Source organism: Frigoribacterium sp. 9N (assembly GCF_902506305.1).
Lineage (GTDB): Bacteria > Actinomycetota > Actinomycetes > Actinomycetales > Microbacteriaceae > Frigoribacterium.
The window spans coordinates 429,718-454,516 of record NZ_LR733392.1 but is presented as its reverse complement, the minus strand read 5'-3'; the positions used below and the strand labels follow the sequence as shown (position 1 = coordinate 454,516).

Annotated in this window: 22 protein-coding genes and 1 pseudogene; 14 read left to right on the top strand and 9 right to left on the bottom strand. The window is 71.7% G+C overall.

All coding sequences use genetic code 11. From position 1 onward, the window contains the following. Positions 1–113: 113 nt before the first annotated feature. Positions 114–1,493: a hemolysin family protein gene (locus tag ARTHRO9V_RS05230; RefSeq protein WP_056046864.1), complete on the top strand. Its 1,380-nt coding sequence runs from the start codon at positions 114–116 to the stop codon at positions 1,491–1,493. Further along, complete coding sequence (locus tag ARTHRO9V_RS05225) at positions 1,490–2,530, top strand: hemolysin family protein (protein ID WP_159825960.1); 1,041 nt, start codon at positions 1,490–1,492, stop codon at positions 2,528–2,530. Before ARTHRO9V_RS05230 ends, ARTHRO9V_RS05225 begins: the two co-directional genes overlap by 4 nt. Positions 2,531–2,603: 73 nt before the next feature. Here the strand turns inward: ARTHRO9V_RS05225 and ARTHRO9V_RS05220 are convergent, their stop codons facing one another. Both ARTHRO9V_RS05220 and ARTHRO9V_RS05215 read right to left on the bottom strand, forming a co-directional pair. After that, the gene (locus ARTHRO9V_RS05220) at positions 2,604–3,263 is read right to left on the bottom strand and encodes a GntR family transcriptional regulator (protein WP_056046860.1); all 660 of its coding nucleotides are present in this window, start codon (positions 3,261–3,263) and stop codon (positions 2,604–2,606) included. 180 nt (positions 3,264–3,443) lie between these two features. Then, a complete protein-coding gene (locus ARTHRO9V_RS05215; RefSeq protein WP_192124368.1) occupies positions 3,444–5,189 on the bottom strand; it encodes a glycerol-3-phosphate dehydrogenase/oxidase in 1,746 nt (581 codons plus the stop codon). Positions 5,190–5,381: 192 nt separating this feature from the next. On the opposite strand from ARTHRO9V_RS05215, the gene ARTHRO9V_RS05210 reads away from it, so the two are divergent. The 7 genes from ARTHRO9V_RS05210 (at position 5,382) to ARTHRO9V_RS05180 (ending at position 10,281) form a co-directional block, all read left to right on the top strand. Further along, complete coding sequence (locus ARTHRO9V_RS05210) at positions 5,382–6,281, top strand: sugar-binding transcriptional regulator (protein ID WP_236557075.1); 900 nt, start codon at positions 5,382–5,384, stop codon at positions 6,279–6,281. 123 nt (positions 6,282–6,404) lie between these two features. After that, the gene (locus tag ARTHRO9V_RS05205; RefSeq protein WP_123570651.1) at positions 6,405–6,971 is read left to right on the top strand and encodes a type 1 glutamine amidotransferase domain-containing protein; all 567 of its coding nucleotides are present in this window, start codon (positions 6,405–6,407) and stop codon (positions 6,969–6,971) included. A 139-nt stretch (positions 6,972–7,110) separates the two neighbouring features. Next, positions 7,111–7,713, top strand: coding sequence for a hypothetical protein (locus ARTHRO9V_RS05200; protein ID WP_159825945.1), 603 nt, complete (start codon positions 7,111–7,113; stop codon positions 7,711–7,713). A gap of 135 nt (positions 7,714–7,848) precedes the next feature. Further along, positions 7,849–9,057 (top strand): GAF domain-containing protein, encoded by a 1,209-nt coding sequence (locus ARTHRO9V_RS05195; RefSeq protein WP_159825943.1) that lies wholly within the window; start codon positions 7,849–7,851, stop codon positions 9,055–9,057. Between the two features lie 56 nt (positions 9,058–9,113). Continuing rightward, positions 9,114–9,605: a nucleotidyltransferase family protein gene (locus ARTHRO9V_RS05190; RefSeq protein WP_056046851.1), complete on the top strand. Its 492-nt coding sequence runs from the start codon at positions 9,114–9,116 to the stop codon at positions 9,603–9,605. Continuing rightward, complete coding sequence (locus ARTHRO9V_RS05185; RefSeq protein ID WP_056046849.1) at positions 9,602–9,946, top strand: HepT-like ribonuclease domain-containing protein; 345 nt, start codon at positions 9,602–9,604, stop codon at positions 9,944–9,946. Before ARTHRO9V_RS05190 ends, ARTHRO9V_RS05185 begins: the two co-directional genes overlap by 4 nt. After that, on the top strand, positions 9,943–10,281 hold the full coding sequence (locus ARTHRO9V_RS05180) for a hypothetical protein (RefSeq protein ID WP_159825941.1): 339 nt from the start codon (positions 9,943–9,945) through the stop codon (positions 10,279–10,281). The genes ARTHRO9V_RS05185 and ARTHRO9V_RS05180 overlap by 4 nt, the downstream gene beginning before the upstream one ends. Before the next feature lie 124 nt (positions 10,282–10,405). Here the strand turns inward: ARTHRO9V_RS05180 and ARTHRO9V_RS15980 are convergent. Then, positions 10,406–10,599: pseudogene (locus tag ARTHRO9V_RS15980) on the bottom strand (LysR family transcriptional regulator); the annotation flags it as partial. Positions 10,600–12,141: 1,542 nt separating this feature from the next. On the opposite strand from ARTHRO9V_RS15980, the gene ARTHRO9V_RS05165 reads away from it, so the two are divergent. Then, the gene (locus tag ARTHRO9V_RS05165; RefSeq protein ID WP_159825937.1) at positions 12,142–13,116 is read left to right on the top strand and encodes a RimK family alpha-L-glutamate ligase; all 975 of its coding nucleotides are present in this window, start codon (positions 12,142–12,144) and stop codon (positions 13,114–13,116) included. Between the two features lie 216 nt (positions 13,117–13,332). Here ARTHRO9V_RS05165 and ARTHRO9V_RS05160 read toward each other — a convergent pair whose 3' ends face one another. The 3 genes from ARTHRO9V_RS05160 to ARTHRO9V_RS05150 form a co-directional block, all read right to left on the bottom strand. Beyond that, on the bottom strand, positions 13,333–13,749 hold the full coding sequence (locus tag ARTHRO9V_RS05160; RefSeq protein WP_159825935.1) for a hypothetical protein: 417 nt from the start codon (positions 13,747–13,749) through the stop codon (positions 13,333–13,335). Between the two features lie 181 nt (positions 13,750–13,930). Further along, entirely contained in the window at positions 13,931–15,724 is a 1,794-nt protein-coding gene (locus tag ARTHRO9V_RS05155; protein ID WP_056044815.1) for a DEAD/DEAH box helicase, read from the bottom strand. Between the two features lie 60 nt (positions 15,725–15,784). Beyond that, on the bottom strand, positions 15,785–16,288 hold the full coding sequence (locus ARTHRO9V_RS05150) for a hypothetical protein (protein ID WP_159825933.1): 504 nt from the start codon (positions 16,286–16,288) through the stop codon (positions 15,785–15,787). A 107-nt stretch (positions 16,289–16,395) separates the two neighbouring features. Between ARTHRO9V_RS05150 and ARTHRO9V_RS05145 the strand changes: the two genes are divergently transcribed. Beyond that, complete coding sequence (locus ARTHRO9V_RS05145) at positions 16,396–17,250, top strand: site-specific DNA-methyltransferase (RefSeq protein WP_123569944.1); 855 nt, start codon at positions 16,396–16,398, stop codon at positions 17,248–17,250. Here the strand turns inward: ARTHRO9V_RS05145 and ARTHRO9V_RS05140 are convergent. Both ARTHRO9V_RS05140 and ARTHRO9V_RS05135 read right to left on the bottom strand, forming a co-directional pair. Then, the gene (locus ARTHRO9V_RS05140) at positions 17,247–19,073 is read right to left on the bottom strand and encodes a threonine/serine exporter ThrE family protein (protein WP_236556924.1); all 1,827 of its coding nucleotides are present in this window, start codon (positions 19,071–19,073) and stop codon (positions 17,247–17,249) included. The two genes, ARTHRO9V_RS05145 and ARTHRO9V_RS05140, sit on opposite strands and share 4 nt — an antisense overlap. 130 nt (positions 19,074–19,203) lie before the next feature. Next, a complete protein-coding gene (locus ARTHRO9V_RS05135) occupies positions 19,204–19,752 on the bottom strand; it encodes a hypothetical protein (protein ID WP_056044812.1) in 549 nt (182 codons plus the stop codon). Positions 19,753–19,865: 113 nt separating this feature from the next. On the opposite strand from ARTHRO9V_RS05135, the gene ARTHRO9V_RS05130 reads away from it, so the two are divergent. Further along, positions 19,866–20,987 carry an SDR family oxidoreductase gene (locus tag ARTHRO9V_RS05130; protein WP_123569946.1) on the top strand — a complete coding sequence of 374 codons (1,122 nt, stop codon included), beginning with the start codon at positions 19,866–19,868 and terminating at the stop codon, positions 20,985–20,987. Positions 20,988–21,048: 61 nt separating this feature from the next. Here ARTHRO9V_RS05130 and ARTHRO9V_RS05125 read toward each other — a convergent pair whose 3' ends face one another. Then, complete coding sequence (locus ARTHRO9V_RS05125; protein WP_159825931.1) at positions 21,049–22,536, bottom strand: APC family permease; 1,488 nt, start codon at positions 22,534–22,536, stop codon at positions 21,049–21,051. A gap of 192 nt (positions 22,537–22,728) precedes the next feature. Between ARTHRO9V_RS05125 and ARTHRO9V_RS05120 the strand changes: the two genes are divergently transcribed. Both ARTHRO9V_RS05120 and ARTHRO9V_RS05115 read left to right on the top strand, forming a co-directional pair. Further along, positions 22,729–24,384 carry a molybdopterin-dependent oxidoreductase gene (locus ARTHRO9V_RS05120; RefSeq protein ID WP_370516181.1) on the top strand — a complete coding sequence of 552 codons (1,656 nt, stop codon included), beginning with the start codon at positions 22,729–22,731 and terminating at the stop codon, positions 24,382–24,384. Positions 24,385–24,482: 98 nt separating this feature from the next. Beyond that, positions 24,483–24,782: a putative quinol monooxygenase gene (locus ARTHRO9V_RS05115; RefSeq protein ID WP_056044807.1), complete on the top strand. Its 300-nt coding sequence runs from the start codon at positions 24,483–24,485 to the stop codon at positions 24,780–24,782. The last annotated feature ends 17 nt before the right edge of the window (positions 24,783–24,799 follow it).

Sequence of the window (24,799 nt, the reverse complement as noted above, 5' to 3'; positions counted from 1 at the left end):
CGGTCGGGGGATCTGCTTACTGTTCTCGGTCATGGACGAACCTCCCTCTCACATGCCCTGGCCTCTCCCACGCCTGACCGCCCGCGCGGTCGTCACAGACGGGGAGGGGCGACATGAATGACTGGGTCATGGTCGGCATCGGCCTCGTGCTCACCGTCGGCACCGGCTTTTTCGTCGCGTCCGAGTTCTCGCTGGTCAACCTCGACCGGAACGAGCTGGAGGCGCGGCGCGACCGGGGCGAGAAACGCCTCGGTCCCACGATCAAGGCGTTGCGCATCACCTCGACGCACCTCTCCGGTGCGCAGCTCGGCATCACGCTGACGACCCTGCTCACCGGGTACACCTTCGAGCCCGCCATCAGTTCGATGCTGAGCGGTCCGCTCGACTCGCTCGGCGTGCCCGCCGCGGCCGTCCCGGTCGTCGGCAGCGTCGCGGGCATCGTGCTCGCCACCCTCTTCTCGATGGTCGTCGGCGAGCTCGTGCCGAAGAACTTCGCCCTCGCGCTGCCGCTCGCCACCGCGAAGTTCGTCGTGCCGTTCCAGGCCGCGTTCACCACGGTCTTCAAGCCGCTCATCCTGCTCTTCAACAACACCGCCAACGCGGCCATCCGCGCCATGGGCATCGAGCCCAAAGAAGAGTTGTCGGGCGCCCGCTCGGCCGAAGAGCTGAGTTCGCTCGTGCGCCGGTCGGCCCTCGAGGGCCAGCTCGACCAGGACCACGCGACCCTGCTGGGCCGTACCCTGCGCTTCTCGCAGCACGACGCCTCCGAGGTGATGACGCCGCGCGTCCGCATGACGACCATCGCGTCGACCGGCTCGGCCGCCGACGTCGTCGAGGCCGCCCTCACCTCGGGCTTCTCGCGGTTCCCCGTGATCGGCGACGACAGCGACGACATCGTCGGGGTCGTGCACGTGAAGCACGCGTTCGCGGTTCCGCTCGCCGAGCGCGCCTCCGTCGTCGCGACCGCCCTCATGCAGGAGGCGCGCTTCGTGCCCGAGAGCATGGGCACCGACTCGCTGCTCGGCCTGCTGCGCCACGGCGGCCTGCAGATGGCCGTGGTGCGTGACGAGTTCGGCGGCACCGCCGGCCTCGTCACGCTCGAGGACGTCGTCGAAGAGCTCGTCGGCGAGCTCGAGGACGAGCACGACCGGGCCCGCGTGGGCATCGTGCGCCAGGCCGGCACCGTGCTCTTCGACGGTGCCCTCCGGCCCGACGAGCTGGCCGACCGGGCGGGCATCCGCGTGCCCGACGACGGCGACTACGAGACGGTGGCCGGGTTCGTCATCGACCGGCTCGACCGCCTGCCCGAGGTGGGCGACGAGGTCGCCCTCGAGAGCGGCAGCGGCAGCCTGCGGGTCGAACGCGTCGCGAACGGACGCCTCGAACGCCTGCGTTTCGTCCCGGCCCCACCTGACGGCGGCCTCGACGCCGCCGCACCCACGACCGAGCACGACCGCGTGGTGGCCTCGCTGACCGAAGGGGTCGACCGATGAACGAGTACCTGCCCGGAATCGTCTGGCTGGTCGTGCTGCTGATCGTCAACGGATTCTTCGTCGGCGCCGAGTTCGCCGTCATCTCGGCACGCCGCTCGCAGATCGAGCCGCGTGCCGAGGCCGGCAGCAAGGCCGCGAAGAAGACCCTGTGGGCGATGGAACACGCGACGCTCATGCTGGCCACCAGCCAGTTGGGCATCACCGTCTGCTCGCTGGTCATCTTGAACGTCTCGGAGCCGGCGATCCACCACCTGCTCGAGATCCCGCTCGGCCTCACCAGCCTCTCGGCCGAGGCGATCGGCGTCGTCGCGTTCGTCGTGGCGCTCGTGCTCGTCACGTTCTTGCACGTGGTCGTCGGAGAGATGATCCCGAAGAACCTGTCGTTCTCGGTGCCCGACCGGGCGGCGCTCATCCTGGCGCCCCCGCTCGTCTTCGTGGCGACGGTCTTCAAGCCGGTCATCTGGTCGCTCAACGCGATCGCCAACGGCGTGCTGAGGCTCTTCCGGGTCGAGCCGAAGGACGAGGCGACGAGCTCGTACACGCTCGACGAGGTCGCCACGATCGTCCAGCAGTCGACCCGCGAGGGCACGCTGACGGACTCGTCGGGCACCCTGTCGGCGGCGTTCGAGTTCACCACCCGCAAGGTGCGCGACGTCGAGGTGCCCCTCGACGAGATGGTGCACCTGGCGCCGGGGTCGACTCCGGCCGACGTGCAGCGCGCCGTGGCGGCCCGGGGGTACTCGCGGTACGTGCTCACCGACGGAGACGGCCAGCCCACGGGCTACCTGCACCTCAAGGACGTCATGGACCTCACCGGCGACGGGGCCTTCGAGGCACCCGTGCCCGAGAAGCGCATCCGCCGCCTGGGCGCCGTGGGCCGCGACACCGACCTCGAGGACGCCCTGGCCTCGATGCGCCGGGTCGGCGCGCACGTCGCCCGCTCCGTCTCGGCCGAGGGCGTCACCACCGGCGTGCTCTTCTTGGAGGACATCATCGAAGAACTCGTCGGCGAGGTCGACGACGTCACGGCGGTCTGACGGACCGAAGGACGGTCGGCCGTACGCGCCCGGTCGGCCGCGCCCGCCCGCCCGGTTGGCCGCGCCCGCCCGCTCAGGCGACGGGGCGCTGGCCGGGCAGGGCGTGCAGGTCCTCGGCGGCGAGTTCGGCGGCGATGGGGTCACCGGCCTCGGTCGCCTCGCGCAGGGCGGCGAACGAGTCGGCCATCGAGTCCCACTGCAGCACCTGCACGATGTTCGGCACGCGCAGTTTGTAGGCGAGGCCGTCGGTGACGTCGGTGCAGACCTTGACCAGTGACGGATTGCCGCAGTGGTCGACGTAGGTCGAGAAGAGCGCGATGGCGTGGGCGTTCAACGCCGGGGCGTCTTCACGGTCGAGGTCGCCGAGGCAGACGTCGATGGCCCGCACGATCTCTCGCTTGACGGCGTCCGGCAGGTTCGGGACGGCCAGCCGGACGGCGCCGCCGAAGAGCACGCCCAGGGTCTGGACCGCCTGGACGGCTTCTTCGGCCTTCGGCGTCGCGACCTTCGTGTAGCGGTTCGGCGCCATCTCGACGAGGCCGGCGCGCACGAGGTCGCCGAGTGCCTCGCGGATCGGGGTGCGCGACACCTGCAGCCAGGCGATCAGCTCGTCGTCGTGCAGGCGTTCGCCCGGTTCGAGCGTGCCGTCGATGATCGCGTCACGGATGCGGCTGCGGACCGTGTCGCGCAGCAGCTGTCGTTCGGCGGCAGGGGGAGTGACGGGAATCGGCATGCGGCCTCCTAGATCCTCACGGGCGTGTGCCCGGCCAGCATCCTAATACGGAAACGTCACATTTTGCCCGATGGGCAGCGAAGTCGACATGTCAATGTCAGGTCACGACATCCCCGGCGACGACGACGAAGCCCCGCCCCTCGGAGGGAGGGGCGGGGCTTCTCGATCGGGTCGGTGTCGTCAGTTCGTCGCCGCGGCGGGGGTCGCCGCCGGCACGTGCTGCGAGTGGACCTCGACGCCGTGCGAGTCGCGCAGGGTCGTCAGGGTCTGCTCGATCTCGTCGTCGCGCTGCTCGGTCGTCCATTCGAGCGAGCGGGCCATGACGTCCGCGATTTCGGTGAGCAACTCGATGGTGACGCCCCCGACGAACGCGAGGTTCGTGCGGCGCAGGACGACGTCGGCCAGGTGGACGGCGTCCTCGTGCTCGGCGAAGTAGGCGATCTCGGCCGTGGTCAGCGTCGAGTCGGCCTGGAGTGCCTGCGACGGCTGGTCGAGCAGCACCTCGATGACGTCGGAGGCGCGGGTGCCGTACCGGGTGAGCAGACGGTCGACCTGGTCACGGTCGAGCCCGTCGGCGTGGGCCGCGACCCAGGTGGTGCGGGCGCCCTCGGTGGTGGGGAAGCCCTTGCCGCCGCCGATCGCCATGCCGGTGGTGTCGACCGTGCGCTTCACGCCGAGCTTCGTCGTCGCCTCGGTGGAGAGGTGCGCCGACAGGGCACGGAAGGTGGTCCACTTGCCGCCGACCAGGCTGAGGACGGCCGTGCCGGGCAGCTCGGCGACCTCGGTCTCGACGATGCGGTAGTCGCGCGACACGAAACCCGCGGCGAGGTCGTCGTGCTTGGGCAGGGGGCGGACGCCCGAGTAGCGGTAGACGATGTGGTCGCGGTTGAGCTCGATGTCGGGGTAGACGTGCTTCACCAGGTCGAAGAAGTAGTCGACCTCTTCTTCGGTGCAGACGGCCGGCTCGGCCATGTCGGCCTCGAGGTCGGTCGTGCCGATGAGCACGCGACCCTTGAGCGGGTAGATCAGGACGATGCGGCCGTCGTTGTTCTCGAAGAAGATCTCGCGACCGTTCGTGGCCTCGAGCAACTCGGGGCTGTCGACGACGATGTGCGACCCCTTGGTGCCGCCCATGTACTGCGACTCGGCACCGAAGGCCTTGTTGGTGAGGTCGGTCCAGGGGCCCGACGCGTTGATGACGACGTCGGCCTTCACCGTGAACTCGGTCCCGCTGACGACGTCGCGCAGGGTCACGCCACCGTCGGCGGTCCCGACGGCCTCGAGGTAGTTGGCGCTGCGGGCGTTGTCGCCGGCGGCCAGACCGTCCTTCAGCACGTCGAGCGCGAGGCGCTCGGGCTCGTGCACCGACGCGTCGTAGTAGGTGCCCGTGTACTTGAGGGCCTTGTTGAGGTGCGGCATCTCGGCCAGCGCCTTCTTGCGACCGAGGAACTTGTGACGGGGCACCGAGCCGCCGTCACGCGAGAACGAGTCGTACATGGTCATGCCGACCTTGATCAGCAGTGCGCCGCGCTCCTTCGTGGAGCGCTGCTTGTGCGTCAGCATGCGCAAGGGGGCGTTCATGATGCCGCTGAACGTCGAGAAGATCGGCATCGTGGTCTGCAGCGGCTTGACGTAGTGCGGGGCGATCTTCAGCAGGCCGTTGCGCTCTTCGACGCTCTCGCGGACGAGACGGAACTCGCCGTTCTCGAGGTAGCGGATCCCGCCGTGGATCATGTGGGACGACGCGGCGGACGCGCCGGACGCGTAGTCGGCCCGTTCGACGAGCACGACGTCGACGCCCTGGAGGGCGAGGTCGCGGAAGGTCGCGATGCCGTTGATGCCACCGCCGACGACGAGCACCTGTGCCGTCGGGCGGTCGACGATGCGCTGCACGTTGGGACGGATCGAGTCTGTCTTCTTCGACATGGTCACTGCTTCTTTCGAGATGCGATGTCAGGTGGTGGTGACCGACTCGTCCTGCGGGCCGGTAGATTCATCGTCGTCCCGATGCACACAAGGTGCAACGTATCTGCACGAACGTGCAAGGAGGTCCCGTTGGTCGCTGGCGACACGTCCGAACGCACGCAGGAGGCCCTGCGCGCCGCGCACCTCTACTACATGCAGGACCTCACGATGGAGGCGATCGCGCACGAACTGCAGACGTCCCGCTCGTCGGTGTCGCGCCTCCTGAAGGCGGCACGCGAGACGGGCCTCGTCGACATCCAGATCAAGTCCCCGCTCGACCAGCCGACGGCCGTGGGCGACGGGCTGCACCGGCGGTTCGGCGTGGTCGCGCACGTGGTCCCGGTGCCCGACCAGACCAGCGACGTCGACCGGCTCGACCGGGTCGCGCTGTCGGCTGCACGAACGCTCACCCAGTACGTCGACTCGAACATGGTCGTCGGCGTCGCCTGGGGCTCCACCGTCAGTGCGGTCAGCCGGTACCTGGTGCCCAAGACCACGCACAACACCGTCTTCGTCCAGCTCAACGGTGCGGCGAACACCCGCACGACCGGCATCGAGTACGCCAGCGAGATCCTGCGTCGGTTCGGCCACGCGTACGGCGCCCTGATCCAGCAGTTCCCCGTGCCCGCGTTCTTCGACGACCCGGCCACCAAGAGCGCCCTGTGGCGGGAGCGCAGCACCCGACGCGTCCTCTCGCTGCAGGGCGCCATGGACCTCGTCGTCTTCGGCGTCGGCTCGCGCGAGGCACACGTGCCGAGCCACGTCTACTCGGGTGGCTACCTCGAGCAGAGCGACCACGACAGCCTGGCCCACGACCACGTGGTGGGCGACGTCGCGACCGTGTTCTTCCGCGAGGACGGCTCGTCGGCCGACATCGAGCTCAACCGGCGCGCGACCGGGCCCGACCTGGCGACCATCCGACGCGCGCCGCGTCGCGTCTGCGTCGTCGCGGGGGAGGCCAAGGTGGTCAGCGTCCGCGGTGCTCTCGCCGCGGGCCTGGTCACCGACCTCATCCTCGACGAGGGGACCGCCAGGGCGCTCCTGGCCAGCTGAGCGGGAGGGGCCGCGGTCCGGAGGCGCGGGTGGGGTACACCGAGCCAGCCACGACCCAGCCCGCCCGCGTAGACGGGAGGCGTCGCACACCGGGCCCCGACCGGCCCCGAGAGGAGCATCACCATGGCAAGCACCGAACTCACCGGACGCCGCGTTCTCGCGATCGTCACCAACTACGGCGTCGAGCAGGACGAGCTCGTCGTCCCCGTCGCGAAGCTGCGCGAGCAGGGCGCCACCGTCGTCGTCGCCGGCGTCTCCACCGAGCCGATCCAGACGCTCGTCGGCGACAAGGACCCGGGGCAGACCGTCCGCCCCGACACGACCATCGCCGAGGTCGACGCCGCCGACCACGACCTCCTGCTCGTTCCCGGCGGCACCATCAACGCGGACACCCTCCGCACCGAGAGCGACGCCGTCGACCTGGTGAAGGCCTTCGCCACGGCGGGCAAGCCGATCGCGGCGATCTGCCACGGCCCGTGGGCGCTCATCGAGGCCGGCCTCGTGACGGGCAAGGAGCTCACCTCCTATGCGTCGCTGCAGACCGACGTCCGCAACGCCGGCGGCAGCTGGGTCGACCGTTCGGTGGTGACCGACGTCGAGCAGGGCTTCACGCTCGTCACGTCGCGTGACCCCGGCGACCTCGACGACTTCGTCCGCGAGACCTCGTCGGCGCTGGCCGCCACGGCCTGATCCGTCGTCTCCGTCGCGGCGGGGTCCGTCGTCCCACCCCGGGGCGACGGACCCCGCCGTGGGTCTTTAATGGGACGTCGGGCCATCGTCGGTCCGTCACCCGGCGCTTCGGCGCCCACCCGGTCGAGAGAGAGGCGCGATGAAGTTCGGCAAGACGCGCGGGGCCCCCTCCGAGCCGGCGACGCCCGATCCCGCCGCCCTCGAGCGCGCCGTCGCAGAAGGGGTGCTCATCTCGCGTGCGGCCGCGGTCGTCTCGGTGGCCAACTCGATCGTCATCCGTGCCCTCCGCGACGACGAGCACTTCGACCACGAGCGCACCCGCGAGGCCGTGCGCACCATCCTCGGTCGCCTCGCGGCGGAACAACGCGAGCAGAACGAACGGATCGGCGGCGAACGGGCGAAGGCCCTCAAGGCCAAGGGCCGGTCGCGACACCAGCACGACTACCGGCGCGGGGACGACGACACCCTCTGGTTCCGGGAGAAGACCTACACGGCCGTGGCCGACCGGCTGGACGAGCTGCAGTCCGACGACGACTTCGTGCGCGACATCGTCGCGGCGGCGGTCGACCGGGCCTGGGGCGACGTCGGGGCCGCGATCGTCACGAAGGTGTCGGCCGTCGAGGCGGTCGACCCGGCGTATCCCGACGAACGCGACCAGCGCCTCCGTGATCTCGTCGAGGTGGACCTCGCGCGGTTGCTCGCCCAGCCGCCGCCGGGGTCGGACGGCCCCCGCGCGGTCTGACGGACGCGCCGTCCGGCGGCCCCCGACCTGGGGCTGTCCCGCCCGGTACCCGGGCGAGAGCATGGAGGGACACCGCTCGGCCCTCACCACGCGGAGCCCTCGTCGATCAGGCCACCGCTGTGGGAGGAACCCGGCATGAACCGTTTCGTCAGCCCGCTCGTGCGCGGGATGATCCGCCAGCGCAATCGCTGGTTCGACCGACGCCTCGGGCTGCCCAGGCCCGAGAGCGTCGCCCGGACGCACGCTCCCGGCGTCAGCCCCGATCGCGTGCTGCTGTTCGGCAGCGGGCCCGCCGTCGGGTGGGGCGTCCGCAGCCACGACCTGGGGCTCGCGGGTCACCTCGCGCGGGCCGTCTCGCAGGCCACGGGTCGCGGGGTCGACGTCGACGTCGTGGCCGACCCCTCGATGGGGACGGTGTCCGCCCGCCGGGTGCTCGGACACCGTGACCTCACGCGCTACGACGCCGTGGTCGTGGTGACGGGCATCAACGACGCCCTCGCCATGACCGACGTCACGAAGTGGCGGCGCGCGTTCGTCGACCTGCTCGTGCACATCGAGACCGAGACCGGGGGCGCGAGCAGTCCCGTGCTCGTCACGGGCGTCCAGTCGCCCAGCGAGGTGACGGTGTTCCGCATCGCCGGCGGGGGCCTCGTCGACCGACACGCGGCCGAGCTGAACGAGACCATCCGGGACGTCTGCTCGACCCACCCCCGGGTGCACGTGCTCATGCCTCCGTCGCCGCTCTCGGGCCACGACGACCGGGACAAGCTGATCGCCAAGTACGCCCGCTGGGGCGAGGCGCAGGCCGAGATGCTCGCGCCCATGCTCGACGCGCAGATGTCCGCCGGCGGCGGCGTGGCCCGGGCGCGCCGGCACGCCCCTCAGGCCGAGGTCGACCGCGTGGAGGCGATCAGGGCATTGGGCCTCCTCGACACCGACCCCGAAGAACGCTTCGACGACATCGTCGAACGGGCGCGGACCCTGCTCGGCGCGAGCGGGGCCGCGTTCTCCCTCGTCACCGCCGACCGACACTGGAACAAGGCCCTCGCCGGGGGCGGCGACCGCGAGCTGCCCATGGCGCTCTCGTTCTGCGCCCACACGGTCGCCGGCGGCCAGCCGTTCATCGTCGAGGACGCCTGGGCCGACGAACGGTTCGGCGTCGAGGCGCCGGCGCGGTTCTACGCCGGCTACCCGGTCGAGAGCCCCGAGGGCGTGCGCATCGGAGCGCTCTGCGTCGCCGACCCCGAGCCCCGCACGGTCGAGAGCGTCGACCTCGTCATGCTGCGCGAGCTCGCCCTCAGCGTGCAGCGCGAGCTCGCGAGGCAGGCCGTCGCGCGGGCCTGAGAGCAGATGTACAGAAAGATGTACACGATGAGGGGCTCCGCGCTAGCATCGTCTCCATGGAGACCTCCATCCGAAGCGCCGACGTCCTCGCCGTGGCTGATGCCCGCAGCGGCTTCAGCCGCCTCATGAGGGACTTCCGGCTCGACCCCGACCGTCCGGCCGTTGCCGTGGGGCCGCACCGCCGCCCCGAGGTCGTCATCGTGCCGTGGAGCCGTTTCGTCGAGATGTCCGAGCGTCCCCCGTCTGGTCGAGAGGGCGTTTCGCTGCTGGACGAGATCACCTCGCGTGCCGGTCTCGTCCGGCGCCTCGCGGGCCTGAGCCACATCGACGCCGTCAGCGTCTTCGGGTCGGTCGCTCGCGGGACCGAGACCGACGACAGTGACATCGACCTCCTGGTCGATCCGGGGGCCGAGGCGACCTACTTCGACTTCGCGCAGTTCGAGATCGACATGGAAGCCGTGTTCCAGCGTCCGGTCGACGTCGTGTCCCGGCGGGGGCTCGACCCCGAGGCCGACCGCGAGATCCTGACACAAGCGGTGCCCGTGTGAACCCCTCTCCGGACCGCGCCGAACGTTGGCTGGTCGACCTCGACGCGACCCTGGCGGCCTCGGCCGAGCTCGTGTCCCGTGGTCGCGAGGCGTTCGACGGCGACCCTGCGCTTCCGTTGGCGTTCGAGGCGCTGGCCAACCGGGCCGGTGACCTGAGCAAGCGCTTGGTCGCGTACGACGGCACGAGGTTCCACGAGGTCGAGTTCTCACTCGCCGCCAAGAATCGCGACTTCGTCGTCCATCACTACGATCGCCTCGACCGTGAGACCCTCTGGCAGACCGTGACCCGGAGCTTTCCCCTCCTGCACTCCCTCGTGCAGCGTCACCGACGCGACGGATGAGCGCCGAACCCCTGGTCACGCCCGACGGCCGGTACCTCGTGGTCCGCGGCCGGCTGTGGCGCCGGACCGATCCTCGCCTCGACGAGGCGACCCGCGCCTCCTTGGTCCACGACCTGATGGAGGCGCGGCGCGCGAAGAAGACGGCGCTGGCCGCCGACGACGCTGCCGCCGTCGAGGACGCCCGGGCCCGGGTCGACGCCGCGAAGACGTCGCTCGGCGAACGCGGCCCGGTGTGGTGGGACGACGACGCCCCCGACGAGACCCGCCGCATGGCACGGAACACGCGGTACGCGGACTGGTTCGCCACGGTCGGGCCCGAGGCCGCCACGACGTGACCACCTCGCCATGAGGCGTACTCCGCCACGAAGTGGACACCGCACCAGGCGAAAACGCAGTGCCGCGTCCACTTCGTGGTGTGGTGTGATGCGGTGGCGGTCGGGCGGCCCGCCTCCGGCGTTGCTAGCGGCCCTGGCGCTTCTTGAACGGCTTGGGCTGGCCCTTGACGGCGGGCGTACGGCCCTTGCCCTTGGACGCCTTGGCCTTGCCGCCGGCCGGCCTCACGGCCAAGGCGGCCAAGGTCAAGGCCCGCACTCCCGCCGCCACGCCCCAGCCCAACCCGTTCAAGCCCCACCACGCGCGCTCCCAACGCCTGCNGGATGGGGATGGGCATGGGGATGGGCATCAGGTCGAGGCGGGGCGTCGTGGCGACCGTCGTCGTGGCCGTCCTCGCCCTCGCCGCCGGATGCGCCAGCTCGAGTGACCTGCTCCAACGGTTCGAGTCGCTCATGGACGGTGTCGGCGGCGTGGTCGAGATCGAGTCGGCCGGGAGCGACTCTCCCCTCGGCGTCGCGGAGGCCCAGGCCACGGTCGTGGTCGAGGACGACCTCTCCGACGACGACCTCGAAGCCGTCGCCGAGCGCATCAGGCCGTTCGTGGCCCGCAACGTCGGCGACTCCTCCGGCTGGCGGTTCGTCGACGTCCGGCGCGGCACCGTCTCGTTCGAGGTGCTCGCCGACGAGGGCGACACGGCGGCCCAGCTCGACCTCGCGCGTCGCGTCGCGGACGACGCGGTCTTCGCCGAGGTGTCCCTCGCCACGCACGCGTTCGGCGAGGACGGGGCGACCGGGGACGACTCGCCTCGGCAGGGGTTCGGGATCACGGTGGTCCCCTCGGACTCGTCGGACGTCGTCTCGGCCTGGCAGCGGGCACGCTCCCTTCGGGACGCCGCGGCCCAGCTGGCCGACGTCGACGTGACGGCGTGGAGCCCGGACACCCGCCGGTTCGTGACCGAGAACGTCTCCGGGTTCCCCTCGGTCCTCGACGATCCCGCGACGTCCGACGTCGTCCTCGACGCCGCCGACCAGGCCCGTCTGCTCGACGCCGTGGGGGCTGCAGATCTCGGGGCCGGGCGGGTAGAGGTCCTGCCGGAGGGCATCCGGGTCGACCTCGACACACCGAGCGTCACGGGTCACCACTCGCGCGACGAGGTGGCGGAGGCGTCCCCGCGAGCGGCACGGATCGCCGGCGTCCTCGTCCGGATGTCCGAGGTGCCCGGCACCTCGATCGGCTTCGTCTCGTCACCGGACGAACGGCGAGAGCTCGACGGCGACCTGGCCGCCGCCGAGTCGCTGGTGGACGTCGTCGCGTCCGACACGGTCACCTACTCGGCGATCAGCGCCCGGTCGGTCGAGGTATGGACGTCGGGGCTCGAGGGCGTCGTGCCCGCGATGCAGGCCATCGGTGGTTCCGCGGCCGTGTCCGGGATGGACGAGATCCGCGTCTCGTCCGGTGCAGCCGACCGCAGGGGTCTCTCGTTCTCGGGTCGGCCCGAGGCACTCGCCGTGCTCGCCACCGTCACGGGCGCCATCGTGGCCGCACCCCGGATCGAGGGCGTGGCCGTGACCGCCACGGAAGGCCGCCTCAGCATCGAGCTCGACGACGACCACGCCACCCACGCCGCCCTGGCGGACGTCGTCGGCGCGGTTCGGACGGCACCGGCCGGGACCGTCGTGACGTTCCGGCGAGACGTGCGCGGGGCGGCCGACCTCGCCACCGAGACGGTCGGCCAGGCCGCGACGGGCGAGTGCTCGGCGCTCGCCGACGACGATGCAGCACTGTGCGCGATCGTCCGGTCCGCATGGGGCGCGTGATGGTCGGTGCTGGCACCCCGGGCCCGAAGGGTGCACGATCGAACGATGACCTCGCCGATCGACCACGCCGACCAGTCACCCGTCGTGCACGTGCTGCACGACAACGCCGAGTGGCTGCCGCCGCTCGTCGCCGCGCTCGACGCCGCGGGGGTGCCCCACCGCGAGCACCTGCTCGACGGGACGTCCTTCGACCTCGCGGCCGCGCCTCCTGAAGGGGTGTTCTGGTCGCGGCTGAGCGGCTCGGCCCACACGCGCGGCCGGGGGACGGCCAAGGAGGTCGCGCGAGCGACCCTGCGATGGGCCGAACGGCACGGGCGCCGGACCATCAACGGCAGCGGTGTCGTCGAACTCGAGGTGAGCAAGGTGGCGCAGTACCTGGCGCTGGCGTCCGCCGGGTTCGACGTGCCCGCGACGACCGCCGTGTTCGGCACCGCCGACCTCAAGGCCCGGGCACGCGAGCAGAGACTGCCGTTCATCACGAAGCACAACCAGGGCGGCAAGGGCCTCGGTGTGCGGCGCTTCGACGACCTCGACTCGTTCGACGCGTACGTCGACGGGCCCGACTTCGAGGTGCCGGTCGACGGGATCACCTTGCTGCAGGAGTTCCTGCAGGCCGAGGAGCCCTTCAACACGCGCGTCGAGTTCGTCGGCGGGCGCTTCGTCTACGCGGTGCGCGTCGACACCTCGGCCGGCAGCTTCGAGTTGTGCCCCGCCGACGCGTGCGTCGTGCCCGACGGCGCCGACCCGGCCACGTTCGCGCAGTTCGCGGTGCGCCCGTCGGTCACCGCGGAGCACCCGCTCGTGCGGCGACTCGAGGCTTTCGTCGCCGAGCACGGCATCGAGGTCGCCGGCATCGAGTTCATCGAGACCGTCGACGGCCGCTTCGTGCCCTACGACGTCAACACGAACACCAACTACAACCCGGACGTCGAGCGGTCGTCGTCGGTGTCGGCCGCCGCGACGCTCGCCGCGTGGCTGGGCGAGGTGTTGGCGGCGGAGTACGCCGTGACCCCGGCCTAGCGCCGGTCGCCTGGACACCGCCGAGCTCCGTCGACGACGTCATCCAGCCACGGTACCGACCCGGGGCCGCGCGTCACCCCGGGCCGTGGGTGAGCCGTTCTTGGTGCCCGCCCGGGGTGAGCACCGAACGAGTGGGCAGAAATGGTCCTTGGTCGGGCCGGGAAGGACCGTTTCTGCCCACTCGACGAGCACGAATCGAGCGGACGTCGAACGGGGTCAGCGGCGTGCAGGAGGCGCAGGAGGCGCCGGCGAGGTCGCGAACGCGACGGCCGCGAGGCCGGTCAGCACGACCGCACCGATCGTCACGGGTGCGAGCGGCCCGGCGAACGCCGCCGCGAGGCCCTGCGTCGTGCCGAGGCCGACGACGAGCTGGCCGATCACCAGCAGCACGAGGCCGAACGCGGCACCCAGCAGGCTCACCCGGGCCAGGTCGTGCAGTCGGCGGGAGTCGTCGGCGAGGCGGCGCGTGCCCGGCGTTCCCGGCAGGCCGGCCGAGAGCCGACGTCTCATCTGGCCGAAGAGCACGAGCGCGACGACCGACAGCAGCAACGGAATGGCACTGCCGATCGTGAGGGCGGTCTGCACGACGCCGAACAGCGCGTCGGTGCCACCGGGGGAGGGCGGGGTGCTCATCGGACTCCGTTCAGCGGGGACGGTGGGTTCACGGGCGAGTTCGTGGTGGACGGGCGACTCAGCGGACCGGGGACGACGAACTCGCCCGTGCGCGACCGCTGGTCGCCGACGAACCGCCCGGACACGACGACGCCGACCAGGCGGGAGCCGGGTCGGCGTCGTGGGCCGTGCGGCCGGGTGTCTAGTAGCGGGGCTTGCGGGCGGGCCGCTCGCCACCCTGCGACCGGTCGGGGCGGTCGTCGCGGCGGGGCGCGCCTCCTCGGCGGTCGGGCTTGATCTCGATGAGCTTGCCGCTGATGCGGGTGTCGCTCAGGCGGTCGAGCATGTCGCTCGAGACGTCCGAGGCGAGCTCGACGACCGAGAAGTCGGGGCGGATCTGGATCGCCCCGAAGTCGTCGCGGCTCAGACCGCCCTCGTTCGCCAGGGCACCCACGATCTGACGCGGCTCGACACGGTGACGGCGACCGACCTCGATTCGGTAGGCGGTCATCGGCTTCGACGTCCGCGGGCCACGCTCACGGCGCTCGCCCCGGTCGTCGTCGCGACCAGCGCGCGGGGCGCGGTCGTCGCGCTCGCGCAGCGGACGCTCGTCGCGCTGCGGGCGCTCGTCCTTCGGGTCGAGCAGCAGGGGCGTCTCGCCCTGGGCGACCACCGCGAGTGCGGCGGCGACGTCGGCCTCGGGCACGTCGTGGTGCTCGACGTAGTGGCTGATGATGTCGCGGAACGCCGAGATGCGGCTGTCCTGCGACAGGGCCTCGGTGATCGCGTCGTCGAAGCGGGTGAGGCGCGTGCTGTTGACGTCCTCGACGGTCGGCAGCTGCATCTGCGTGAGCGGCTGGCGGGTGGCCTTCTCGATCGCACCCAGCAGACGACGCTCGCGCGGCGTGACGAAGCTGATCGCGGCGCCGCTCCGACCGGCACGCCCGGTGCGGCCGATGCGGTGCACGTACGACTCGGTGTCGATCGGGATGTCGTAGTTGACGACGTGGCTGATGCGGTCGACGTCGAGACCGCGGGCCGCGACGTCGGTCGCCACGAGGATGTCGAGCTTGCCGCTCTTCAGCTGGTTGACCGTGCGCTCGCGCTGGGCCTGGGCGACGTCACCGCTGATCGCTGCGGCCGAGTAGCCGCGGGCGCGCAGCTTCTCGGCGAGGGTCTCGGTCTCGCTCTTCGTGCGGACGAAGATGATCATGCCCTCGAAGTTCTCGACCTCGAGGATGCGCGTGAGCGCGTCGACCTTCTGCGGGTACGACACCATCAGGTAGCGCTGGGTCGTGTTGACCGAGGTCGTGGTCTTGGCCTTGACCGTGATCTCTTCGGCGTCGTTCAGGTACTGCTTCGAGATGCGACGGATCTGCGGCGGCATGGTGGCCGAGAACAGGGCCACCTGCTTGTCGTCGGGGGTGTCGGCGAGGATCGTCTCGACGTCCTCCGCGAAGCCCATCTTCAGCATCTCGTCGGCCTCGTCGAGCACCAGGTACTTGAGTTCGCTGAGGTCGAGGGTGCCCTTGGCGAGGTGGTCCATGATGCGACCGGGCGTGCCGACGACGACGTGGACGCCGCGGCGGAGCGCGCTCAACTGGACGCCGTACGCCTGGCCGCCGTAGACGGGCAGGACGTGGACCCCGCGCATGCCGGAGGCGAACTGCTCGAACGCCTCGCAGACCTGCAACGCGAGTTCGCGCGTCGGCGACAGCACGAGGGCCTGCGGCTTCTTGGCCGACACGTCGAGGCGCGAGAGGATGGGCAGGGCGAAGGCCGCGGTCTTGCCGGTGCCGGTCTGCGCGAGCCCGACGACGTCGCGGCCGTCGAGCAGGGTGGGGATCGTGGCGGCCTGGATGGCCGAAGGGGTCTCGTAGCCGATCTCGCGGATGGCCTTCAGGACCTGGTCGCTCAAGCCCAGATCGGCGAACGTCGGCGTCGTGTCGGCTTGCTCTGTGGCGTCGCTCGGGGCTTGCTCGGTGGTGTCACTCATGGTGCAACGGTAGCTTGTCCGGGCCCTCTGCTGTTGCTCCCGCCCGCGAGGCGGGCCGAGTCAGGTCGGTGCGAGGGGCAGCACCGTCGCGACGAGCGTGGTCACGACGACCACCGTGGTCAGCGCGGAGGTCGCGACGGCGAGTCGGCGCAGGGCCCGGGACCGGCCCGGCCGTCGTCCGACCGTGGCCGACGCGAGGGCCGTCACGGCGAAGGCCGCCGAGGTCAGGCCGACCACGGGCGTCGACGCCCGGCGACCTCGAGCGAGGCCGAACGGGAACCCGGTGGCTCCCTCGTCCAGCTCGCCCCAGCCCCACGCGACGTACCCGGCGGCGGCGACCGCCGACAGGGCCAGCGCGAGTGCGGGCTGGTGGGGGATCGGCTCGCGGTGGACGGAGACGCTCGGCGGGCCTCGTCGAGGGGGACGCCGGGGGCGGAGGATCGGGTCGCCGGGGTCGAGGGTGTCGTCGAGCAGGAGTCGGCCCCGACGGCGGAGCATGATCACCTCGTCGACCGGACGGGGTTGCCGCGAGTCCGGCTTCTGCTCCTTCGCAGGGGGTGACACGGTCGTTAGCCTACCGGTCGTCAGTCGAACGGACGGGCCTCCGTGTCGGCGGCCCGAAGTAGTCTTCTCGACGACCGATCCCGCCCCGCGACACCCCGAAGGACGATGTGCAACCGACGTACCGCACCGCCAGCGGTCGACTCTTCCAGGCCGACTGCCTCGAGGTCCTCGCCGAGCTCGACGACGAGTCCGTCGACCTCGTGTTCGCCGATCCGCCGTTCAACCTGGGCAAGGTCTACGGGGCGGGCATCGACGACTCGCTCGACGAAGACGCCTACCTGGCCTGGTGCGGTCGGTGGATCGCCGAATGCGTCCGCGTGCTCCGGCCGGGCGGTTCCTTCTACCTGTTCAACCTCCCTCGCTGGAACATCGAGCTGGGCCACGTGCTGAACGGCGAGGGCATGACCTTCCGTCACTGGGTCGCTGTCGACATCAAGTACGGTCTGCCGATCCCCAACAAGCTCTACCCGTCGCACTACTCGCTGCTCTACTACAGCAAGGGCAAGCCGTCGCGCTTCGTCCGTCCCCGCCTGCCGATCCAGGTCTGCCGGCACTGCGGCCGGGACATCAAGGACTACGGCGGCCACCGCAGCAAGCTGCACCCGGACGGGATCAACCTGACCGACGTCTGGCTCGACATCCCGCCCGTGCGACACCGGGCGACGAAGACCCGCGGGGCGAACGAGCTCAGCGAGAAGCTGCTCGAGCGCGTGTTGACCATCAGTTCCGAGCCCGGCGACCTCGTCCTCGACCCCTTCGGCGGGTCGGGCACCACTTACGCCGTGGCCGAGAAGATGCACCGACACTGGATCGGCGCCGAGATCGGCGACGTCCAGCCGATCATCCGCCGTCTCGAGGGCGAGGACGCCCAGGTCGAGCTGCCGGGGCGCGGCGACACGGGGCGCGGCGACACGGGCCGCGGGGACGCCGGGCGCGGGGTGACCGCCGGGGCCGAGCGCTAGCCGTTCGAGGTCGCCGCGTCTGCCGGGGGCTCTGCGGATCGGACCGGAGTCGAGAGAGCGACCCCGGGCAGGCGGGGTGCCGTGGGGTCCGCGAGGCGCGGGCGTTCAGGGGTGGGGCTCGGCTTCGAGACCGTCTCGGTGGCCGACGGCACCACGGGGATCGGTGCGGTGGGCGTGGGCGCGGGCGACGCGACCGACGGCTCCGCGACGCGGGGCGACGCGACCGACGGCTCCGCGACGCGGGGCGACGCGACCGACGGCTCCGCGACGCGGGGCGACGCGACCGACGGCTCCGCGACGGGTGCCTCCGCGGCGACCGTCGGGACGATGATGCTGATCGGCGTCGTGTCCGTGTGGACCGACTGCACCCGCACGCGCTTGGCCCGGCGCAACCACCGGCGCGCGCCCGGGGTCGCGAGCAGGCTGCCGAGCACGAGTCCCGCGCCGATCGCGAGGGTCGTCAGCATCGAGAACACGAAGTCGACCTCGGCGCCGTCGTTGCCGGCCATGAAGTTGAGCAGCGACGACGCGACGGCGAGCGACGGCAGCAGCGACCCGCAGAACGCCGGCACGGCGATGACCGTCGCCGCCGTCCGCAGACGAGCCGCGGCCACGGTCGAGAGCGCTCCGAGCAGGGTCGCCGCGACGAACGTGGCCCCCATGAGCGGCAGGCCGAGCTGGCGCAGGGTGAAGAGCGAGAGGTTGCCGACCAGGGCGACGCCGATCGTGATCGGGATCATGCGTGCGGTCGACCCCTGCGCGATCGAGTTGGCCGACGCGGCGGCGAAGCTCGAGATGAGCGAGAGCCAGAGCGGCAGGGCCTGCAGGGTGATGTTCGTCGGGTCGACCTCGATGTCCGCGAACCGTGCGGTCACGGCGAGTCCGGCCGGGATGCCGCACACGACCCCGGCGACGATCAGCCCGATCACCAGGGCGCGGCCGACCGCCATCGACCGGAAGCCCGAGATCGCGTCCTGGGCCCAGGTGACGATCGTGGGGTGCGGCAGGACGAGGACGACCACGGCCGCGACCAACGCCGCCGCGCCTCCCGGGGTCAGCAGCCCCGCCCAGATGCCGAGCGTGCCGAGTGCGGCGGTGGACGCGGCCTGCAGGCCGATGACGAAGAACTGGGGGATGCCGCGGGCGGTCAGCCCCCGGCCGGACGTCATGATGCCGATCATCACCACGAACGCGCCGACGGCGGCCTGCCACGTGCCGCCGGCCTGCAGCGTCACGGAGACGCCCAGCAGGCCCATCGCCAGGTCGGTCAGCCACGACGGCCACCGGGGCGGGGACTTCAACACCTCGACGAGGCCGGCCACCGCCTCGGTCATGTCGCGGTCGTCGTGCAGCAGGTCGTCGACGATCTGGTAGACCCTCGACAGCCGGTGCAGGTTCGAGCCCTCGGCGTAGATGACCCGGGTCTTGACCAACGGGTTGACGCCGGCCGGGGCGTACTGGATGGTGATCGCCGTGCCCGTGATGTCGAGTTCGAGCGGGGCCAGGTTCCACTTGGTGCTCACGGCCACGATCGCGACCTCGGTGCTGCGGACGTCGGCACCCGACGACAGCATGACGTCGCCCAGGTCGAGGCAGAAGTCGACGATCTGACGGGGCGAGTAGAGGTCGCCGCCGATGCCGTGCTCGGGCGTCGTGCCCTCGTAGATGGTGCCGCGCAGTCGCGCCCGGACGTCGCGCAGTTCGTGCTGGTTGACCAGTCGTGACTGGGCGGGCCCCTTCGGCCTGCCCTTCGGGGCCTTGGGCACCCGCGGCGGTCGGGGCTTGACCGGGGTGGGCCGCTCAGGGCGCCTGGTGTCCGACACGCTGACCTCTTCCTCGCTCACGACCGGCGGGCCGGGGCACCGCCGAGGCGGTCCCCGCGGACCCGTCCGTCGAGTCTAGGAGGCGCGGTGCCGGACGTCCGATCCCGTCGCGTCGAGCAGGTCGTCGGCCCTAGGACGCGTGGTCGGCGTCGTCGTCGTCGCCGCGCTCGGCCCGCGCCTCGCCCGCGTCGCCCCGCTCGCGGCCGGCGTCGGCCATGTCGCGGCGACCGTGGTCAGCACGCGTGGGGGCGTCGTCGCCGTCCCGCTCGGCGGCGTGCGCCCGGGCGTCGCGTTCGGCCTGCGCGACGAGCTCGGGGTCGTCGTCCATGTCGTCCTGCCCGCCGGCGAACGGCGACTGCGTCTGGGCCACGATGGCCTGCGAGGTCGAGCCGAGGATCACTCCCGGGTCGACTCCCTTCTCGTGGGCGAGGGCGGCGGTGAGACCGGCCGCGAGGCTGCCGCCGGCGGTGCCGAGGGTCGCCATGACGTCCTCCTGTCGCGGCGTCAGCGGTTCGTCGGTCAGCTCGGCGACGACCTCGCGGAGGTTCTCGTCGCTGGCCTCGACGGCCTCGGGGTCGCCCTGCGTGATGGCCGCGGCCTGGGACACGATGGCGAGCGCGAGGGCGGCCGCCTCGTCTTCGGGCGTGCGACCGGTGGGCTCGTTCGTGTCCTGATCCATGGGCCGACCGTACGCCCGGGCCTCGCGGGGCCTGTCAGGCGCGAGGGGCGGGGTACGTCGGTGTGGACGCGCCGGCCGGGAATGCCGGGAGGCGCGATCGGCTTGGAACACGGATGAGCACCACCGAGACCCCCCAGACCGACAGCACCCGGCCCGCCGCCCCGACAGTTCCGGGCACCGCCCTCGTGGTGGGCGCCAGCGGCATCACCGGCACCGCCCTCGTCGAGCAGTTGACGCGCGAGGGGTGGGACGTCCTTGCCCTCTCGCGCCGCGCCTCCTCGTCCGACGGGGTGACGGGCATCGCCGCCGACCTGACGAGTGCCGAGAGCCTGCGCACGGCGCTGGCGGACGCGAAGCCGACCCACGTGTTCTTCGCCGCCTGGCAGAAGCGCGACACCGAGGCGGAGAACATCGCGGTGAACGGCGCCATGGTCCGCGACCTGCTGGCCGCCCTCGACCACGCCCCCGTGCGACACGTGTCGCTCGTCACCGGGCTGAAGCACTACCTCGGCCCGTTCGAGGCCTACGGCACGGGCGACATGCCCGACACGCCCTTCCACGAGGACGAGGAGCGCCTGCCCTACCCGAACTTCTACTACGCGCAGGAGGACGAGCTCTTCGCCGCCGCGGAGCGCCAGGGGTTCACCTGGTCGGTGCACCGCTCGCACACCGTCATCGGGTTCGCCGTCGGCAACGCCATGAACATGGGGCTGACCATCGCCGTGCAGGCCGCGCTGAGCAAGCGCCTCGGCCGCCCGTTCACGTTCCCGGGCAGCGAGACGCAGTGGAACTCGCTCGTCGACGTCACCGACGCGGGCGTCCTCGCCGAGCAGATGATCTGGGCCGCGACCGACCCCGCCGGTGCCGACGAGCCGTTCAACGTCGTCAACGGCGACGTGTTCCGCTGGCGCTGGCTGTGGCCCCGCCTGGCCGGCCACCTCGGCATCGACCCCGCGCTCGTCGAGGGCTTCGAGGGCGAGCCGCGTCCGCTCGAGCAGCAGATGGTCGGCCTCGAGCAGGAGTGGCGCGACCTCGTCGCCGAGCACGACCTCGCCGAGCCCGACCTGTCGCGCGTCGCCTCGTGGTGGCATACCGACGGCGACCTCGGTCGCGACATCGAGGTCGTCACCGACATGGGCAAGGCCCGCGACGCCGGGTTCACCCGGTACCGCCGCACCGAGCAGGCGTTCGTCGACCTGTTCGAGCGCTATCGCGCCGCCCGCCTGATCCCGTAGGCCTCGATCGGCCGAGGAGGCGCGGTGCCGGTGGTGAGACCGGCGCCGCGCCTCCTGCCGTCTACGCCCGGGGGTCGGCGCGCTCGGCGTCGGCGATCGCGTCGCTCGGCACGGGCTTCCCCCGCCGCGACACGAAGGTCGCGAGCCAGAGGACGACGCCGATCGCGAGCAGGCCGCCGGCGATCGTGTACTGCTCGGCGCCGCGACCGGAGGACACCGGCAGCACCAGCCAGAGGCAGGCCACGACGCCGATGATCGGCAGGACCGTCCCCGCGCGGAAGTGCCCGTGCGACACGGTGTCGCGACGCAACACGAGGACGACGACGTTGACCAGGGCGAACACCGTCAGCAGCAGCAGGGACGTCGTGCCGCCGAGCACGGCCACGATCGGGGACTCGGGCGAGAGCGAGACGTAGCCGATCAGCACCAGGCTGAGCGCCGTCGTGAAGACGATCGACGCCCAGGGGGTCTGCCGCTTCCGGTGCACCCTGCCGAGGAAGCCGGGCAGCACGCCCTGCTTGCTCATGCCGTAGAGCAACCGGCTCGCCATCATCATGTTGATCAGGGCGCTGTTGGCGACGGCGAACATCGAGATGTACGGCAGCAGCCCGCCGATCGGGAAGTCCGGGGCGGCGGTGTTCACCACGGTGACCAGGGGGGTCTCGTTGTCGGCCAGGTCGCCGATCGGCACGATCGCCACGGCGCAGATCGAGACGAGCACGTAGATCACGGCGGTGATGCCGAGGCCGGTCAGCATGACCTTGGGGAAGATGCGGCTCGGGTCCTTGGTCTCCTCCGCCATGTTGACCGAGTCCTCGAAGCCGACCATGGCGAAGAAGGCGAGCGACGTCGCGGTGCTGACGCTCAGCAGCAGCGACTTGTCGCCCGGCGTCTCGAAGAGCACCACCTGGCCCCAGTCCGCGTTGCCGCCGGCGATGAACCAGAACCCGATCAGGATCACCATGACGAGGCCCGACAGCTCGATCAGGGTGAGGACGACGTTCGCCTTGACGCTCTCGCTGACCCCGCGGAAGTTCACGGCCATCACGAGCAGCATGAAGGCCATCGCGATCAGCATCACCGCCGAGTTCGACAGCTCGACGCCGATGCCCGCCGCCAGGTTGGCCGCGAACGCCCGTGAGGCCGTCGACGCGCTCGTGATGCCCGAACACATCACCACGAAGCACACGATGAACGTCACGAAGTGGATGCCGAACGCCTTGTGCACGTAGAGGGCCGCGCCGGCGGTCTGCGGGTACTTCGTCACGAGCTCGAGGTACGAGAACGCCGTCACGAGGGCCACGGCGAACGCGATCAGGAACGGCAACCACGCCGCACCGCCGACCTCGGCCGCGACCTGCCCGGTCAGGGCGTAGACGCCCGTGCCGAGGATGTCGCCGACGATGAACAGCAGCAGCAGCTTCGGACCGATCGCCCGCTTCAGCTCGGTGGGGCTCTCGCCCGTGTCGGTCGTGGGCGGCTGCGCCTGGTTCGCGGATCGCGGGTTCGCGGACCGGGGGTTCGGGGGCTGCTGGTTCGTCGTCGACATGCTGACCTCCGGGGCGCATCGGTGTGTCTCGGGCGTTCCGGTCATCCTGCTCCCGCCGGAGCGGCAGCGGAAGAGGCGGCCGGACATCGTCACACCCCCGACACAGAGGCGGTGTCCGCCCGACACCAGGAGGCGCGTCCCCGGTCGTCGGGACGCAGGCGGTTCCCGAGCCACGCGTCGTACCCTGAGCCCATGTCGGTCCGCCTGTCCCCACCCGAGTCGTCGACGTCCGGCCCCGCACCGACGCCCGGCCCCACCGACCCGATGACCCCCCGCGCCGCCGGGCTGTGGGCCGTCCTCGCCGGCATCGTGTCGATGGCCGCGTTCCTCGCCGCCGCCGAGGTCGTCGCCCTCGTCACCGGGCCCACCGGCAGCCCGCTCTTCGCCGTTGGCTCGGCCGTCGTCGACCTCGCCCCCGCCGGCGTGAAGGACGCGATGGTGTCCCTGTTCGGCACCGGCGACAAGGTCGCCCTCTTCGTGCTGATGGGCGTGCTGCTCGTCGTCATCACCGGCGCGGCCGGCTACGGCGAGTACCGCCGCCAGCCGATCGGCAAGATCGCCTTCGTGGCGGGCGGGGCGCTCGCCGTGATCGCGGTCCTGACCCGCGCGGACGCCGGCCAGGTCGACGCCATCCCGAGCCTCGTCGGCACCTTCGCCGCCGTGCTGCTGGTCGACAAGCTGGCCTCGCGCCTCCGTCGGTGGGTCCGTTCGACGTCGGCCGGGTGGGCGGAGCAGACCCAGCCCGTCCCGCCGTTGCGCGGGCCCGGTCTCGAACGCCGGTCGTTCCTCACGTACACGGTCGTGACCGGCGTGGCCGCCGTCGTCGTCGGCACGGGGGCCCGCGTCGTGAACGCCGGCCGGGCGAACGCCGCGGCCCTGCGGCGCGCCCTGACGCTGCCCCGCGCGAGCGTGACCGAGGCCGCGGTCCCGGCCGGCGCCTCCTTGGACGTCGAGGGCATCACGCCCTACGTCACGCCCGCCGCCGACTTCTACCGCATCGACACGGCCCTGCAGGTGCCGTCGATCGACCCGGCCGACTGGAGTCTGCGCATCCACGGCCTGGTCGATCGCGAGGTGACGATCTCGTTCGACGAGCTGCTCGCCCTGCCGCTCGAGGAGCACATGGCGACCCTCAGCTGCGTCTCGAACGACGTCGGCGGCGACCTGATCGGCAACGCGCTCTGGCTCGGCTACCCGATCCGCTCGCTGCTCGAGCGCGCGGGGCCGAACGGCGGCGCCGACATGGTGCTGTCGCGCAGCATCGACGGCTTCTCGGCCGGTACGCCGCTCGACGTGCTGCAGGACGACGGCACGGACGCGCTGCTCGCGGTCGGCATGAACGGCCAGCCGCTGCCGATCGAGCACGGCTTCCCGGTGCGGATGGTCGTGCCCGGCCTGTTCGGCTACGTGTCGGCGACCAAGTGGGTCGTCGAGATGGAGGTCACGCGGTTCTCCGACGCCCAGGGCTACTGGACGCCTCGCGGCTGGGACGCCCTGGGGCCGGTCAAGCTCGAGTCGCGCATCGACGTGCCCCGCGACGGGGCATCCGTCGACGCCGGGACGGTCTCGATCGCGGGGGTGGCCTGGCAGCCGGACACGGGCGTCGAGGCGGTCCAGGTGCGGATCGACGGCGGCTCGTGGCTCGACGCGACCCTGGCCGACTCGGTCTCGGCCGACACCTGGCGCCAGTGGGTCCATCGCTGGGACGCCGGGGCCGCGGGCTCGGGGTCGCACACGATCGACGTGCGGGCGCAGGGCGCGGACGGCACCTGGCAGCGCGAGCAGTACGTCCAGCCGGCTCCGAACGGGGCCGAGGGCTGGCACCGCGTGACCGTCGAGGTCGCCTGACCCGGCGGACGAGGAGGCGCGGGTGCCAGGGTGGGAGGTCGCGGCCCGTCCGCCGCGCGGCCCGCTCCCGGGGCCGCCGCCCGATCGAAGGGACCACCATGTCCACCACCGTCCACCTCGAACTGCACGTCGACCCCGCCCGGCTCGACCTCGCCCACGAGATCGCCCGCGAGACCCTCGTCGCCACGCGCGCCTGGCCCGGCTGCCAGGGGCTCGAGGTGCTGATCGACGACGCCGACCCGTCGGTCATGATCGTCGTCGAGACGTGGGCCTCGTCGGCCGACCACGACGCCTACGTCGCCTGGCGCGCCACGCCCGAGGGGGCCAACCGCCTGCCCGAGGTCTTGCTCGCGCCGCCGACCACGCGGACCTTCGCCGAGACGGTGTCGCTGGCCTGACGCCCGCCTCGGCCCGG